This is a genomic window from Kribbella sp. C-35 (assembly GCF_046549195.1).
In the GTDB taxonomy this organism is placed as follows: Bacteria; Actinomycetota; Actinomycetes; order Propionibacteriales; family Kribbellaceae; genus Kribbella.
Genome location: NZ_JAJPWG010000007.1, coordinates 233512 through 249162 on the forward strand (window position 1 = coordinate 233512; position 15651 = coordinate 249162).

Below are 15651 nucleotides of genomic sequence, written 5' to 3' on the forward strand. Positions count from 1 at the left end.
CGGACCCGTCCGGCGGTTCTCGACATGGATAGGTTGGCGAATCGTGGAAAGTTTTGAATTCGGTCGCGGAACGGTTCAGCTCGCCGACGACGGGGCGGTCGCGCAGGTGCTGCATCCCGACGGGCGGCGAGTGTTGCTGGACGACGGGGTCGTGCACGACAGTCTGCATGCTTGGGGCAAGGGTTTCGTGGTCACCGACCGCGGCGCGCACCGGTTCGACGCCCCGGCGTTCACCCGGTGGCGGAGCAGCGGCATCGATCTGATGTACCGGTTCGGCGACCTGGAGTTGCGTGTCGGGCGCCGGTTCGGTGAGCGGTGGACCGAGACGTACGAGCTCCGCAACACGAGTGACGACACCATTGAGATCGGTTCGCTCGCGATCAGCACGCCGTACCGCGATGTCTACACGTCGAGCCGGGAGAGTCTCGCCGGCGCGGTGCACGCGCACGTCTGGACGGGTGGGGCGGACGCGTGGGTCTGGGCGGTGCCGATGGACGGCAGCGGACCGGGGCTGGGCCTGCAGCTCAAGGAGGGCGAGCTCTGGGCGTACTCGGTCGAGTCCCGCGAGCCCGGCACGAGCAGCAACATCCGCGGCCACATCTACCTCCATGTCACCGACCACGCACGGGTACCCGGCGCGATGGGCGGCCAACCGGCGATCACGCTCGCACCGGGAGCGTCGTACCGCTGGACCTGGCAGCTGGCGTGGTACGACGACCTGCCCGCCTTCCACGCAGACCGCGCACCGCTCATCGACGCCGACCGCCTCGCCGTCGAGGTCGGCGAGACGATCCAGCTCCACGACGGGCGCGAGATCACCAGCGCCGAGCCCGGCCTCAAGTACGTCGAAGCACCCGACGGCAGGTCCCGGATCGCGGTCTTCTTCCACGAGCCGCTCCGAACGATCGCCGAGCGTCGCGCCCGCTTCGTCCTCGACCGTCAACGGCGACCGGAGCTCCCCGACAGCCGCAAGTACGCGTTCGTGCCGTACAACAACGACAGCGGGCTGACCGTCCTGTCCAGCGCCTGGCGCGACTGGAGCGATGCCCGCGAACGTGTCGGCATGGCCCTGCTCCTGCAGGAGATCCGCGACCGCGGCTGGGGCGACCGCGCCGAACTGGACGAGGCGCTGGCCGGCTACGAGCAGTTCGTCCGCGAGCATCTGCTCGACGAGCAAGGCACGATCCAGGACGACAGCGTGCACCAGAACGCCGTACGCCTCTACAACTTCCCGTGGTTCGCCCGCTTCCTGCTCGGCCAGGGCGATCGCGCCGGCGCGACCCGCATCCTCAACCGGTACTACGAACTCGGCGGCGACCACTTCCTCGCCTTCGACCTCGGCCCGCTGCTGAGCGAACTCGGCCTCCACGAGCACCTCGTCCGGCACGCGAAGACCTTCATCGGGTACGGCGACGAGCTGCCGCCGCACGAGGTCAACTACGAGCAGTCGATGGTCGCCCCGCTCCTCGAACTGCTCGTTTCGGCTTACCACATCGCGCCGGACCAGATCGACGGCGCCGAGCTGACCCGCCGTCTCCCGTGGCTGACCGCGTTCGCCGCCGACCAGCCCGACGTACGGCTGCGGCATGTCCCGATCAGGCACTGGGACGGCTACTGGTTCGGCCGGCTGCGCTTGTGGGGCGATGTTTTCCCGCACTACTGGTCAGCGTTGAGCGCCGTCGTGTACGCCGCTTGGCCGCGGGAACTCGTGGCGCCCGAGCAGGCCGCCTGGCTGGATCGCGCGGAGGACGCGATCGTCCGCGCGAACCTGGTCAGCTTCGCCGCGGACGGATCGGCGACCTGTGCGTTCGTGTACCCGAGCTGCGTCAACGGGCAGCCCGCCCACGTCGCCGACCCACTCGCGAACGACCAGGACTGGGCCCTCGTCTACGCCCTCAGAGCAGCGCGGCGTTCTGACGTTCGAGCTCCTTGACCGAACCGCCTGCCCAGCTGGGCGCCAGGGCCGCGGACAGCGGGTCCGGGAAGATCTCCTCCGCACCGGCCGCGACGCCGTCGAAGATCGCCCGCGCTACCGACTCCGGTGACGCCTTCGGCACGTCGAGGTCGCGCGACATGTCGGTGTCCGTCGGTCCGGTCAGGACGGCATGGACCCGGACACCCCGCGCGGCGAGCAGTGCCCGCTGCGACTGGGTGAGCGAGAACGCGGCGGCCTTGGAGATCGAGTACGCCGGGATGATCGGGATCGATGCGATCGCCGCCACGGACAACACGTTGACGATCGCCCCCTGAGCCTCGAGGAGCTGCGGCAGGAACGCGGTGCTGACGGCGTGCGGCCCGAAGAGGTTGACGGCCAGGTGCTGTTCGAGCAGCGCGCGGTCGCCGAGGTCGTCGTACGCCGCCATGCCCGCGTTGTTGACCAGGATATCGAGCGAGTCGACGGTCTTCGCCGCTGCCTCGATCTGGGCCTGGTCGGTTACGTCGAGGCTCAGGTACGTCACCCGTGCGTCGGCGTGCGTGAGCGGGATGCGGGTACCGGCGTACACGTGCCCGACGCCTCGGAGCAGGGCTTCCTCGACCAGCGCTTGCCCGATACCTCGATTGGTTCCGGTGATCAGGACGCTGCGGCCTTCGAAGGGATTCGGCATGGTGTCTTCTCCGTTTCAGCTCTCATGGTGCTTGCACAGGAGACAGACGGCGATGACGTCGAGAACTCGTCGCTCGCGGATCGATCAGTTCGAGGCGGCCGCGGTGTCGTAACCAGTGCGAGGAGAATGACGACGGAGGTGACGAATGCCTGACGAGCTGCTCGGACGAGCGCGTGCGGGGGACCGGGAAGCGTTCGCGGCGCTGGTCGAACCGCATCGCGGGGAGCTGCAGCTGCATTGCTACCGGATGCTCGGATCGTTGCAGGACGCGGAGGACGCGCTCCAGGAAACGTTGCTCTCGGCATGGATCGGGCTGGACGGCTTCGAGGGGCGGTCGTCGGTCCGGACGTGGCTCTACCGGATCGCGACCAACCGGTGCCTGAACGCACTGCGGTCCTCGTCGCGTCGGCCGGTGCCGGCGGTGCCGCTTCCGGTTCCGGCGCCGGAACCGTCACGATCGGGGGAAGTGCTGTGGCTGCAGCCGTACCCGGATGTCCTGCTGGAGGGCCTACCGGATCAGCTGCCGGGGCCGGAGTCGCGGTACGAGTCCCGTGAAGCGATCTCGCTGGCGTTCGTCACCGCCGTACAGCTGCTGCCGCCGAATCAGCGCGCCGTGCTGCTGTTGCGCGACGTACTCGGCTATCGGGCGAGTGAGACCGCGGAGCTGCTCGGTCTCACCGAGACCGCGGTCAACAGCGCGCTCGCTCGTGCCCGGGTGACGATGGACGCCAAGACGGCCGACCGATCGCCGGCGCCTGGCGGTGCGGCCGAGCGTGCGTTGACCGACCGGTTCGTCGAAGCGTTCACGGCGCAGGACGTCGATGCACTGGTCGCGCTGATGACCAGCGACGCGTGGGTGCGGATGCCGCCGCTGCCGTTCGAGTACCAGGGCATCGAGGCAGCGCACCGGTTCTTCACCGCGCTCGCCGGGCACCGGCGGCAGATCGCGGCCATGGTCCCCGTGGGCGCGAACCGGCAGCCGGCCTGGGGCGAGTATCTGCGCGATCCGGTGACCGGCGGCCTGCACCTGATCGGGGTGCTGGTGATCGGCATCGCCGGTGACCGGATCGACGAGATCACCCATTTCGAGACCTCGGTCGCGCCGTACTTCGGGCTACCGCGGACTCTCGACCAACCTGGGGAGTAGCTCCCGGAGTTGGGCCATCACGTACTCGTGCACGCTCGTCCCGTACGAGATCCGCGTCGCGCCGGCCGCGGCGAGCTCGGACGGCGTCGGTCCACCGGTTTTCGCATGCCCGTTGATCGGCCCGCCGACGGCCTCTGCCACCTGGGCCAGCTGGTCGAGCGGCGCGAGGATCGGATACACGCAGTCCACCCCGGCGCGCCGGTACTCGCGTCCCCGCCGTACCGCCTCGGCGACTGGGTCGTCCACCGGTCGGAGGAAGGTGTCCACGCGCGCGTTGATCACCAGTTCGGCCCCCGCGGCGGCGCGTACTTCGGCCAGATAGTCAGCCTGCCTGGCGACGTCGACGAGCGCGCCGTCGACCGAGTCCTCGAGGTTGCAGCCGACCGCGCCGGTGTCCAGCAACCGCTCCGCGAACTCCTTCGGCGGCAGACCGTACCCGGCCTCGAGATCGGCGGTGACCGGTACGTCGACCGCGCGGACGATCCGCGCCACGGCGGCGAACATCTTCTCCGGTGGGGTCAGCTGCCCGTCGTCGTACCCGAGAACGCGGGCGACCGCGCCGCTGCTGGTGGCAACCGCGGAGAAGCCGGCCTCGGCGACCAGGCGTGCACTCACCGGGTCCCAGGCGTTCGGGAGAACCAGGGGAGTGCCGCCGTGGTGGAGGGCCCTGAAGAGTTCGGCGGTCATGGCTTGTAGTGGCCGGGCTCCATCTTCCCGGTCACCCCAATACGGGTCCACATGTTGATGGTGATGATCAATGCGATCAGCTGGGCCAGATCCTTCTCGTCGAACGTCTGCGCCGCGACCTCGTACACGTCGTCCGGGACGTGGTCGACGCTCACCAGCGTGATCGCCTCGGTCAGTTGCAGCGCAGCCTTCTCCTGCTCGGTGTAGAACTTCGCCGCTTCCCGCCACACCGGGAGCAGCGCGATCCGCTGCTGCTGGTCCTCGCCGAACTGCAACAGGTCGAGCGAGTGCATGTCGGTGCAGTACGCGCACCCGTTGATCTGCGAGGCCCGGATCCGCACCAGATGCGCCAGCTTCGGGTCGAGGCCGTCGTCCGACACCCGGTCCAACTCGATCATCGCCTTGTAGAAGTCCGGCACCAGGTTGGCGAGCTTGACCCGCCGCGTTGTTGTGCTCATGCCTTCAAACTAGGCGTGAACCGGCCCAGACTCATGGTCCAATCCGTGCAGAGATCAGGGGGCCAATCGTCAGGCCTTGGGGCGGCGCACGAGGCGGCGCCAGGAGCGGCTCACCGGGTTCCCGGGCGCTCGCTTCTGAATCGGCTTCAGGAGTTCGTCCACGGCCGACCCCATCCGTGCCAGGTCGTCGGCCGACGATGGCGCGGGTGCCGGTGCAGCAGGTACGGTTGTGGTTCGGGTACGACGAAAGACGGACATGACAATCCCTTGGGGGAGAGGGCCGGTGTGGCCGGCACCTCAAGCGGATGTCGTCGATTCCGGAACTACCTCGACACTACTCCTGTCCGGTCCGGAAAGCGCTGGCCAAGGCAGGACGGCTTGCCGTCACCATCTGATCTCTTCCGCGGGGAACCACGCGGTGGTCTCGGGGAGGCCGTCGTCCTGGTACTGGACGAGGCCGTGCCACCCGGACAGCTGGCGGTCGCAGCCGATGAGCCATCCCGACCGCCAGTCGCCGCCGATCCGGACGTGGACGTGCGCGGGCAGTTGCAGGTGGTCGAGCCGGTAGATGTCGTGGTCCACGGATTCGCTCATGAGGTCAGTCCCGCCGTTCCGGCCGGCAGCCGGCCGGATGTCTTGAGCTCGCGGAGCGGCGGCGCGAAGCCGCTGCCCTCGTTGGGCGTTATGGCTCCAACGTACCCGGACGCAGGAAATCCGGCGCCGGTCACCAGCGGACGAGTTTCCAGAGGCCGGGCCGTGGCTCGGCGGCGATCTCCGGGCCCGGGCCGTGCCCGCCTATCTCGGCGAAGATCGCCACCGCCGACTTCAGGTGCCGCATCGACTCGTCCGGATGGCCCAGGGCGTGGTGCAGATCGGCGAGGTTGTTGTGCAGCGCGGCCTCCCGGTGCCGGTCGCCTTGTTCGCAGCACAGGCCGAGCGCGGTGGCCGCGAGTTCGAGAGCGGGTTGGAGCTCTCCGCCTGCGCGGTGCGCGAGGGCGAGATTGTTCAGAGCCGCGACGCGGCCGGGGAGATCGCCGATCTGCTCCGCGAGGTCGCGGCCGGCCCCGAGATGCTGGAAAGCCTCGTCGAGCCGGCCGGACGTGGTCGCGAGCATGCCGAGCAGGTTGTGTGCCTGGCCGAGGGCCCGCCGGTCGCCTGACGCGGTGGCGAACGCGAGGGCCTGCCGGGCGAGGTCCGTCGCACCCGCCGTGTCGCCTGCCTCCTGGCGGGTCAGACTGAGGTCGGCCGTGACTCCGGCGAGCTCGGCGGGCTGATCGGGAGGCAGGGCCGCCAGCGCCTCGCGGAAATGTGCCTCCGCGAGGGCCCATTCGCCGAGCCGGTGACACAGCCGCCCCAGCCGGTGCTCGATCCCGGGCAGGTCGGCCGTGGAGGCTTCCGCGGCTGCCAGTTCGTAGCTGCGTACCGCGGCGACATAATCCCCGGCGAGTGTCTCGAGGTCTCCTATCGAGGCGTGCAGGGCCGACGGCTGCTCATGTCCGAGCGCCAGCGCGGCGTGGAAGTGTTCGAGGGCCTCCGCGTTGGCATGGACCTCGCGAGCTTGTTCGGCGGCGCCGGCGTAGGCGCGGGCGGCCTCCTGGTCCTGGCCGGCGAGCTCGAGGTGCCGGGCGACTGCTGCGGCCGGGCCCCGGACGGCGCGAGCCGCCCGGGCATGGAGCAGTCGGCGGCGGGCCAGGCCGGTGTCTCCGGATACCAGCCTTCGCAACTGATCGTGGACGAAGTCGTAGTCGAGAGCGCCTTCGTGGATCAACCCGCGATGCACCAACTCCTCCAGCGCGGCGACGGTCTCCTCGTCCGTACGCCCACTGACGATCCGAACGGTGTCGACGTCGAACGATCGTCCGAGCACTGCGCCCGCGGCCAAGACCTGTCTGCCGGTTTCGCTGATCCTGTCGATCCGTGCCCGCAGGAGGTCGTTGACACCGGCCGGAACCGGCCAGTTGTCGTCCGAACCGGTCTTCAGGGCGTCGAGGTACTCGACCACCAGCAACGGCACGCCTTCGGTCTCGTCGTACAACCGGCGCGACAAGTCATGGTCGGTCTGGGGGAGTGCGATGGCGAACAGTTCGTCGACAGCGTCCGTCCCCAGCCGCGCGAGCCGTCGTACAGTGCCAACGCCTCGCGCGGCCGCCCCGACGATGCCGGCGGCCGAGCGGTCAGCAGGTGTCCGCCAGGTGAGGACGATCAGCAGCCGGCGCCCGGCAAGCCGCCGTACGCCGTACCTGAGCAGGACCATGGAAGCCTCGTCGAGCCACTGCGCGTTGTCGATGTGGATCACGCCCGGAACCGTCCCCGACACAGCGGTCGCGAGGGTGTCCCACGCGCCGGCCAGGAACCTCGTTTCGGCCCCCGGGCTGTCGGCCCCGACCGTCGGCCGGGCCTCTGCAAGCTCAGGCAGGAGACGGGACGCCTCGGCGAGCGATTCGGCCGGCACGTCGCCGATCCACCGGTTGTCGTCGTGCAGGCGGGCCCGGAGCGCGTCGACCAGCGGTGCATAGGCCAGCGTCGCCTCGTCCTCGTACGCACGGCCGGCCAGTACGGCGGCGCCGTTCTTGCGCAGCTCGAGGAGCAGTTCATCGACCAAGCGGGTCTTGCCGATGCCGGCCTCGCCCTCGACCACGACCAGCCGGCCGTCGTGATCGATCGCGTCGTAGACCGCGCGAACGGCACGTACGTCGTCGTTCCGTCCGACGAACGGCGTCTGGGTCAGCTCGGTCTCTTGCTCCGGAGCCCCAGCGCCCTCCGCGGTAGGGGGCGCGTCGGCCGAGACCAGGGTGCCCGTGTTGACGGCCTCGTAGAGCGCGGTGGTCTCGGGGAGCGGCGACACCCCCAGCTCACGTGAGAGCGTGCGGACGCACTGGCGGTACTGGAGCAGCGCCGCGGCCCTGTCGCCGGTGAGCGCATACAGCCGGATCAGCGCGCGATGCGCCGGCTCGTGCAGGGGGTCGAGCGACAGCCAGCGACGTACGTGAACAAGCGCGGCCGAAGAGTCGCCGGCCTCTTCCAAGTCGGCCGCCAGCCGGGCCAGGACACTCGTCAGTTCGCGGCGCAGGGTGTCAGCCTGGTTGCGTGCCCAATCCTCGAAATCGGGGGCGTCCCGCAGACCGAAGCCTTCCAGGAAGTCGCCGCGGAACAGATCGACCGCCGTATCCAGATCACCCTCGGCCACCAGGGCCCGGAAGCGGTCGACATCGACGGACAAGCCCTGGCTCTTGATCAGGCGTACGTGATCGCGCGTGGTCTCCAGGGACTCGGGCCCGATCGCGGCGCGCAGCGTGGACAGGGTCCGCCGCAGCGCACCGCGGGCGTGCTCGATGTCGTTGTCCGGCCACAGCAGATCGGCCATGGCGTCCCGCGGGCGCGGCCGGTCGGCCAGGGCCAAATGGGCGAGCAGCGCCAGCGCCTTGCGGGTATCGAACCCGACCAGCATTCCCGCCCGCTCGACCCGGGGCGGACCCAACAGACTGACCTCGATCACCACACCCCCACCCCGTGCGCCGGCGGCGCGGCGGACCGCGCACCGAAACCGTAACGATTCTTGCACGCTGGACTGCGAACGTGTCGTCCACTGGGGAATCGGGAGTTCCATGCCTGCAGGGGAGGGGAGACTTCAGTGGCGGTCCGCGTGAGTGCTGCCCGTCTGGCCTGGTCGGTGTGGGGACTGTGCGTCGTGCTGACCGCGGTCGCGCTCGTACTCTTCGTGTTCAACGGAGATGTCCGGCCGGCGGATTCGTACGGCTCGCTGGATGCCGTGGTCGACGTGGCCATCCTCGGCTTTCCGACGGTCGGAGCGGTGATCACCGCACGCCAACCGGACAACGCGATCGGCTGGCTGCTCCTCGCCACCGGTCTGGGAAACACCCTCGCGCAGGCCTTGCTCGAGTACGGCGCCTACACCTTGCTGCGCTCGCCGGGCGCTCTGCCTGGGGGAGCCTGGGCCGGTCTGGTGGCCGATGCCGTGATCTGGCCTTCTGTCGCGGCGACCTCGCTCCTGGTGTTCGTCCTTTTCCCGACCGGGCACGTGCCGTCGCGTAGGTGGCGGTGGCTCATCTGGGCGGTGGCGCTCGACGTAGCGGCGTACGTCGCCGGGACGTTGCTCGCGCCGGGGGAGCTGCACTACTTCCCGACGGTCTCGAACCCGTTCCCGGTGTCCATCCCCAGCTCGTCGGCGGTCGGCGATCTCGCCGCACCCGTCCTGGCCGCCGGGCTCGTCTTCGGCCTGGTGGCACTGGCGGTGCGCTTCCGGCGATCGCGGGGTGTGGAACGACAGCAGATCTCGTGGATGTTCTATCTCGGAGCCCTCCTGATCGGCTCGATTCCCGTCACGACAGCGCTCTCGTCCACCAATCTGAGCCTCGCCGGCATCCCGGTCTCCGAACTGGCCTTCGCAGGGTTGCTGCTGGCCGTCCCGGGGGCTGTCGGGGTCGCGATCCTGCGTTATCGCCTGTACGACATCGACGTCGTCATCAACCGGACACTGGTGTACGGCGCTCTGTCCGTGACACTGGGAGCGGCGTACGTCGGAAGCGTCTTGTTACTGCAACTGGTCCTGAGCCCCGTGACGCAGGGATCGGGCCTCGCGGTCGCGGTGTCGACGCTCTTGGTGGCGGGGCTGTTCCGCCCGGTGCGGTCGCGGATCCAGGGCCTGGTCGACCGGCGGTTCTTCCGGCGCCGGTACGACGCGGCCCGGACCCTGGAGGCGTTCGGCATCCGGCTACGTGACCAACTGGATCTCGATGCCCTCGGCACCGATCTCCAGTCCGTAGTGCGCGACACCATGCAGCCGGCGCACGTGACGCTGTGGTTGCGAAAGGCCGACCGATGAGCGGCCGTGTCGCCAAGTGGCTCGCCTGGAGTCTGTTCGGGCTCTTCGTGGCGCTGGCGGTGGCAACGCCGGTGCTCGTGGCGGTGCGCCACGGGAACGCGTCGGACGCGCTGGTCGCGACCGGGATCGGGTTCGCGCTCGTCGGCGCACTGATCGCGTCACGGCAACCCAGGAACGCGGTCGGGTGGCTGCTGCTCGTCGCCGCTGTTGCCCTAGGCATCGACACTTTGATGAGCGTCTACGTCCACCGTGCGACACTGCCTGGTGCGGCCTGGGCGGGCTGGCTCAACAGCTGGTTGCTGTTCGTGTGGCTCTATCTGCCGGCCTTGTTCCTCGCCCTCGTGTTCCCCGCCGGCCGGCTGCTGTCACGACGGTGGAGAGCCGTCGTCGCGATCGGTGTGGCTGCTGTGGCAGCCAACATTGCCGGAACCGCCTTCGCGCCGGGCATTCTGGACATCCGCGCGGATCGCCCGATCCGCAATCCGCTCGGCATCGGCGGGCCCGTCGGCGATGCGCATTCCTGGCTGTCCGGCGCCGGCGAGCTGCTCGCCGCGGGCACGCTCGTGCTCGGTGGGCTGTCCGTCTTCCTGCGCCTGCGCCGTTCGCACGGTCGCGAGCGTCAGCAGGTCACCTGGTTCGCCTACATCTGCATAGTGGCTCTTGTTCCGTTCGTCGTCCTCGCGCTCGTCAGCCTGGTCGCAGGCGACGAGGTCGCGCCCTGGCTGGACGTGGTGCTGGTGATCGCCTGGTGGTCGCTGGTCGTCCTGCTCCTCCTCGGTCTGCCGTCCGCGATCGGCATCGCGATCCTGCGTCACCGCCTGTACGACATCGACATCGTCATCAACCGGACACTGGTGTACGCCGCGCTGACGTTGACGCTCGGTACGGCGTACCTCGGCAGCGTGCTGCTCCTGCAATTGGTGCTGGATCCGCTGACCCAAGGGTCGGACCTCGCGGTCGCGATGTCGACGCTCGCGGTCGCGGCGTTGTTCCGTCCGGCCCGGCGCCGGATCCAGCTCCTGGTGGACCGGCGGTTCTTCCGGCACAAGTACGACGCGGCGCAGACGCTGGCGGCGTTCGGTGCACAGCTACGCGACGAACTCGATGTCGATGCGCTGGGCAACGATTTGCGGGCCGTGGTTCGGGACACCGTGCAGCCGGTTCACGTGTCGTTGTGGCTGCGGAGGGCGGATCGATGAGCGCGGCGACCGCACGTCTCTTGGCCTGGACCCTCGGCGGCCTCGCGCTGGTGCTCACGGCGGTCTCCATCGCCCTGGCCGTGGCCGGCGGGACGATGGGGTCCGGTTGGGTGAGCTTGACCCTGATCGCCTTCGGACCGCTCGCGCTGGCTTCCGCCGGCACCGGGGCGGTCGTCGCGAGCCGGCTTCCGCGCAACGCCGTCGGTTGGATCCTGCTCGGACTCGGCGTCTGGCCGGGTCTGGTCCTGGGCCTCGTGGTGTACACGCAGCCGAGCGTCAGCGGCGAGCACGAACCGTACCCCGGCGACGACTACGCAGGCTGGATACTCAGCTGGATCACGATCCCGGCCATCTTCGGCCTGAGTGTGTTCCTGCTCCTGCTGTTCCCTGACGGTCATCTGCCGTCTCGGCGTTGGCGCCCTGTTGCATGGTTCATGGGTGCCGCCCTCGCGCTGGCGACGGTCCCGGCGGCGTTGTCGCCGGTGGACATTCCCGGCCTGCGCAATCCTGTCATGCCCGCCGGGAGGGCGGCCGACGTTGCCCAACGGCTGAACGACCTGGGTGGGCTGATCGCACTCCCGGTGCTGGGGTGCGCCGCCACCGCCTTGATCCTGCGGCTACGACGCTCGCGTGGGGTGGAACGCCAGCAGCTCAAGTGGTTCACCTACTCGGCCGCGCTCGCCGGAGTGGTCCTGGGCCTGAGTCCGCTGACCCCGGACGAGGTCTTCTATGTCGGACTGCTCACCCTCGCCGCGCTACCCATCACGGCCGGCCTGGCGATCCTGAGGTACCGCCTCTACGACATCGACGTGGTGATCAACAAGACGTTGGTGTACGGCGCCCTGACCGCGACGCTGGCCGCGGCGTACCTGGGAAGCGTTCTGCTGCTGCAGTTGGTGGTGCGTCCGATCACGCAAGGGTCGGGTCTGGCTGTGGCGGTGTCGACTCTGGCGGTAGCAGGTCTGTTCCGCCCGGTCCGTTCGCGGATCCAGAGCCTGGTGGATCGGCGCTTCTTCCGGCGCCGGTACGACGCCGCGCGGACCCTCGAGGTCTTCGGTGCCAGGTTGCGGGACGAACTGGATGTCGATGCCCTCGGCACCGATCTCCAGGCGGTCGTGCGCGACACCATGCAACCGGCCCACGTGTCGCTGTGGCTGCGGAGTCCCCGATGAGCGCCCGCGCCGTACGTGTCCTGGCGTGGGTCCTGAGTGGTGTGGCAGTGGCCCTGACCGCGATCGCCACGGGCCTGGCCGCCACCGCTGGGACGGTCGACCTCGGCTGGGGCGGCCTGGGGATCGTGATGGTGCTGGTCTTCTGCACCGTCGGCCTGATGATCACGACCCGGCACCCGCGCAATCCGATCGGCTGGATCTTCTGCGCCTCCGCGGTGGTGAACGGCCTGGGATCCTTGGCCGCCGGGTACGCCGACTACCGGCAGGCCGGATCCGGTTCGGCCGGCTCGTTGGCCGAGGCTGCCGCTGGGTACGCGACCGTGTCGTGGATTCCGGTCGTCCTGGTCCCGGTGGCGTTCGTGCCACTGCTGTTTCCTGACGGCCGGCTTCCGTCCCGCCGCTGGCGACCGGTGGCCTGGTGCGCCGCGCTCGGAATCGCCGCCGCCTTCCTGACGTCGGCCACGCTGCCAGGTCCGCTCGAGGACTATCCCGGCCTGCCGAACCCGTACGCGATCGACTCCGTCGTACGGACGGTAGGTGAAGGTCTGTCCGCGCTGGTGGTGCTGTGCGTGCTGGTCGCCTCGCCGCTGGCGCTGATTCTGCGGTTCCGCGGAGCGGGTTACAAGCAGCGTCAGCAGATCAAGTGGCTGGTCTGGGCCGGCGCGCTCGCGGCCGCGATGATCACGATCGGCACGGCCGGCTACGACCTCCTGACCCCTGCCGTCGCCAACGTCGCGATCTTGCTCAGCGTTCTCGGACTACCCGTCGCGACGGGTATCGGCATCCTGCGTCATCGCCTGTACGACATCGACGTGGTGATCAACCGCACCATCGTGTACGGCGCACTCACGGTCACGCTCGCCGCGGGATATCTGGGCAGTGTGCTCGTGTTCCAGCTGGTGTTGCGTCCGGTGACGCACGGCTCAGGACCGGCGGTGGCGGTGTCCACGCTCGCGGTGGCGGGGTTGTTCCGGCCGGTCCGGTCGCGCATCCAGGCGGTGGTGGACCGGCGGTTCTTCCGGCGCCGGTACGACGCGGCACGCACGCTGGAGGCTTTCGGCGTACGGCTGCGTGACCAACTGGATCTAGATGCCCTGGGCAATGACCTGGTAGCCGTGGTCCGCGACACGATGCAGCCGACCCAGGTGACACTGTGGCTACGGAGCCGGCGATGAGACGCCGACTGCCCTGGCTGATCTGCGCCATGGCCAGCGCTCTCGGGGTTCCCGGGGCGGTGGTCGTGACCACGGTCGGGTGGACGGGGCCGACGGAACTGGTGATCGGCTTCGGGTTCGCGCTGGTCGGCCTCGGCTCCGCCACGATCGGCGCGGTCGTCGCGTCCCGACTCCCGCGGAACTCCGTGGGCTGGATCCTCCTCGCACTGGGCGTCGGGATAGAGCTGCCGTACGCGCCAGAGGCTTATGCCGAGCTGAGCGTGGCGACGGCTCTCGGTCCGCTGCCCGGTGACGAGTGGGCAGCATGGGTCGGCAGCTGGGCCGGCATTCCGGCGTTCTTCGGTCTCACCGCGTTCCTGTTCCTGGTCTTCCCGACGGGCCGGCTTCCGTCGCGACGATGGCGTTGGGCCGGTTGGTTCGTGGCTGTCTCCGTCACGCTGGCGACAGTGGCCGTGGCCTTGGCACCGGACGAGATCGATTCCGGCTTCGACAACCCGGTCGCGCCGACCGGTCAGGGGGCCGAGCTCGCCCGCTGGCTGGTCTATGCCACCGACCTGCTGGCACTTCCGGTGCTGGTGATCACAGCGGCCGCGTTGGTTGTCCGCCTGCGACGATCGCGAGGGGTCCAGCGTCAACAGCTCAAGTGGTTCACCTACGCCGCCGTGATCGTCGGCGTAGGGCTCGGGACCGGTAGCGCGCTTCCTCCCGGGCTGATCGCGAACGCCGCCTACCTCGCCGGGCTGCTGGCTTCCGCCGGGCTGCCGGTCGCGGCCGGGCTGGCGGTCCTCCGATACCGCCTCTACGACATCGACGTGGTGATCAACAAGACGTTGGTGTACGGCCCGTTGACAGTGACGCTGGGTGCGGCGTACCTGGGGAGCGTCCTGCTGTTGCAGGTGCTGCTGAGCCCGGTGACGCAAGGGTCGGGTGTGGCCGTCGCGGTGTCGACCCTGGCGGTCGCGGCCCTCTTCCGCCCCGTGCGCTCGCGGATCCAGGCCGTTGTCGACCGACGCTTCTTCCGGCGCCGGTACGACGCCGCCCGCACGCTGGAGGCTTTCGGCGTACGACTGCGTGACCAATTGGATCTAGATGCCCTGGGCAACGACCTGCTGGCCGTGGTCCGCGACGCCATGCAGCCGGCCCACGTGACGCTGTGGTTGCGGGGGCCGCGATGAAGCGTTTGGTACCGATCGGTCTGGTCTGGCTGCTGGCGGTGAGCTTTCCGGTGGCCGGCGTGGTGGACGAGATCCGCAGCGGCGCCGTTCCGACATCCGCCGGCTGGTTGGTGTTCGTCCTGGCCTTCGTCTCGGTCGGTGCGCTGATCGTGTCGCGTCGACCCCGCCATCCGATCGGCTGGATCCTGCTCACGTCCGGAGTGGGCTTGGTGCTGACGGGCGTCTCCGGGACCTATGCGGCCGAGCAGCTCGCCCGACCGGATGCGGACCGGCTGGACCTGATGGTCGGCTGGTTCTCGACCTGGGCGTGGCTGCCGATCTGGGTGGTGCCAACCTTCGGTCTGCTGCTCTTTCCGACCGGCCGGCTGCCTTCCAGGCGCTGGCGCCCGGTTGTCTGGCTCGCCGTCGGTGGCTTCCTGGCGGCGTTCGTCACCGCCGCGTTCGCACCAGGTCCGATGCAGGGCCTCGCCGGCGACAACCCGCTCGGCGTCGACGTTGGCGTCGATCTGTGGAATCCGCTGAGGGCGGGGGGAACGGCCGCTCTGCTGATGGCGATCGCAGGCTCGATCGTCTCGCTGGTGGTCCGCTATCGCGGCGCGCGCACCGTGGAGCGCCAGCAGATCAAGTGGCTCATGTACGCCGGGACGTTCGTCGCGGCCGGTCTCTGCGCGCTGGTCGTACTGACGATCACGGGCGGGCCGGCGACCGCTCCCTACGAGGAGCTGATCACCTCGGTGGCTCTTGCGACCGTGCCGGTGGCGACCGGGATCGCGATCCTGCGACACCGGCTGTTCGACATCGACGTCGTGGTCAACCGGACTCTGGTCTACGGCGGTCTGACGGTCTCACTAGGTGCGGCGTACGTCGGCAGCGTCCTCCTGCTGCAGCTGGTGCTGCGCCCGCTCACCGTGGACTCTGGCCTCGCCGTGGCGGTATCGACGCTCGCTGTCGCCGCGTTGTTCCGCCCGGTCCGGTCGCGAATCCAGGCGGGCGTGGACCGGCGCTTCTTCCGGCGCAAGTACGACGCCGCCCGCACGCTGGAGGCTTTCGGCGTACGGCTGCGTCACGAACTGGATCTGGAGGCGTTGGGCACCGATCTGCGCAACGTCGTGCACGACACCATGCAACCGGCTCACGTGACGCTGTGGCTGCGTGACCGTAACGATTCCCGGACGCCGGGTCCGTAGAA

The 15651-nt window shown here is 69.4% G+C and carries 13 protein-coding genes; 8 read left to right on the forward strand and 5 right to left on the reverse strand.

Going from position 1 to position 15651, the window contains the following annotated elements; translation table 11 throughout:
* Positions 1-43 precede the first annotated feature (43 nt).
* The gene (locus tag ACLJOO_RS38635) at positions 44-1933 is read left to right on the forward strand and encodes a hypothetical protein (protein WP_410792803.1); all 1890 of its coding nucleotides are present in this window, start codon (positions 44-46) and stop codon (positions 1931-1933) included.
* Here the strand turns inward: ACLJOO_RS38635 and ACLJOO_RS38640 are convergent.
* Positions 1896-2606, reverse strand: a complete 711-nt coding sequence (locus tag ACLJOO_RS38640; protein WP_410792804.1) for an SDR family NAD(P)-dependent oxidoreductase — start codon at positions 2604-2606, stop codon at positions 1896-1898. The two genes, ACLJOO_RS38635 and ACLJOO_RS38640, sit on opposite strands and share 38 nt — an antisense overlap.
* A 145-nt stretch (positions 2607-2751) precedes the next feature.
* On the opposite strand from ACLJOO_RS38640, the gene ACLJOO_RS38645 reads away from it, so the two are divergent.
* The gene (locus ACLJOO_RS38645; RefSeq protein ID WP_410792806.1) at positions 2752-3753 is read left to right on the forward strand and encodes a sigma-70 family RNA polymerase sigma factor; all 1002 of its coding nucleotides are present in this window, start codon (positions 2752-2754) and stop codon (positions 3751-3753) included.
* Here ACLJOO_RS38645 and ACLJOO_RS38650 read toward each other — a convergent pair.
* From ACLJOO_RS38650 to ACLJOO_RS38665, 4 genes are all read right to left on the reverse strand, one after another.
* Entirely contained in the window at positions 3721-4440 is a 720-nt protein-coding gene (locus ACLJOO_RS38650; RefSeq protein ID WP_410792808.1) for an isocitrate lyase/phosphoenolpyruvate mutase family protein, read from the reverse strand. The two genes, ACLJOO_RS38645 and ACLJOO_RS38650, sit on opposite strands and share 33 nt — an antisense overlap.
* On the reverse strand, positions 4437-4898 hold the full coding sequence (locus ACLJOO_RS38655) for a carboxymuconolactone decarboxylase family protein (RefSeq protein ID WP_410792810.1): 462 nt from the start codon (positions 4896-4898) through the stop codon (positions 4437-4439). Before ACLJOO_RS38655 ends, ACLJOO_RS38650 begins: the two co-directional genes overlap by 4 nt.
* A 384-nt stretch (positions 4899-5282) precedes the next feature.
* Positions 5283-5492, reverse strand: a complete 210-nt coding sequence (locus ACLJOO_RS38660; RefSeq protein ID WP_410792811.1) for a hypothetical protein — start codon at positions 5490-5492, stop codon at positions 5283-5285.
* A 130-nt stretch (positions 5493-5622) separates the two neighbouring features.
* Positions 5623-8397, reverse strand: coding sequence for an ATP-binding protein (locus ACLJOO_RS38665; protein ID WP_410792812.1), 2775 nt, complete (start codon positions 8395-8397; stop codon positions 5623-5625).
* 144 nt (positions 8398-8541) lie between these two features.
* On the opposite strand from ACLJOO_RS38665, the gene ACLJOO_RS38670 reads away from it, so the two are divergent.
* From ACLJOO_RS38670 to ACLJOO_RS38695, 6 genes are read left to right on the forward strand one after another with little or no spacing between them, the layout of a single operon-like run.
* Positions 8542-9741 carry a hypothetical protein gene (locus ACLJOO_RS38670; protein WP_410792813.1) on the forward strand — a complete coding sequence of 400 codons (1200 nt, stop codon included), beginning with the start codon at positions 8542-8544 and terminating at the stop codon, positions 9739-9741.
* Positions 9738-10940: a hypothetical protein gene (locus ACLJOO_RS38675; RefSeq protein WP_410792814.1), complete on the forward strand. Its 1203-nt coding sequence runs from the start codon at positions 9738-9740 to the stop codon at positions 10938-10940. The genes ACLJOO_RS38670 and ACLJOO_RS38675 overlap by 4 nt, the downstream gene beginning before the upstream one ends.
* Positions 10937-12112: a hypothetical protein gene (locus ACLJOO_RS38680; protein WP_410792815.1), complete on the forward strand. Its 1176-nt coding sequence runs from the start codon at positions 10937-10939 to the stop codon at positions 12110-12112. The genes ACLJOO_RS38675 and ACLJOO_RS38680 overlap by 4 nt, the downstream gene beginning before the upstream one ends.
* Positions 12109-13287, forward strand: a complete 1179-nt coding sequence (locus ACLJOO_RS38685) for a hypothetical protein (protein WP_410792817.1) — start codon at positions 12109-12111, stop codon at positions 13285-13287. Before ACLJOO_RS38680 ends, ACLJOO_RS38685 begins: the two co-directional genes overlap by 4 nt.
* Positions 13284-14462, forward strand: coding sequence for a hypothetical protein (locus ACLJOO_RS38690; RefSeq protein ID WP_410792818.1), 1179 nt, complete (start codon positions 13284-13286; stop codon positions 14460-14462). Before ACLJOO_RS38685 ends, ACLJOO_RS38690 begins: the two co-directional genes overlap by 4 nt.
* Positions 14459-15649, forward strand: a complete 1191-nt coding sequence (locus tag ACLJOO_RS38695; RefSeq protein WP_410792820.1) for a hypothetical protein — start codon at positions 14459-14461, stop codon at positions 15647-15649. Before ACLJOO_RS38690 ends, ACLJOO_RS38695 begins: the two co-directional genes overlap by 4 nt.
* Positions 15650-15651 lie beyond the last annotated feature (2 nt).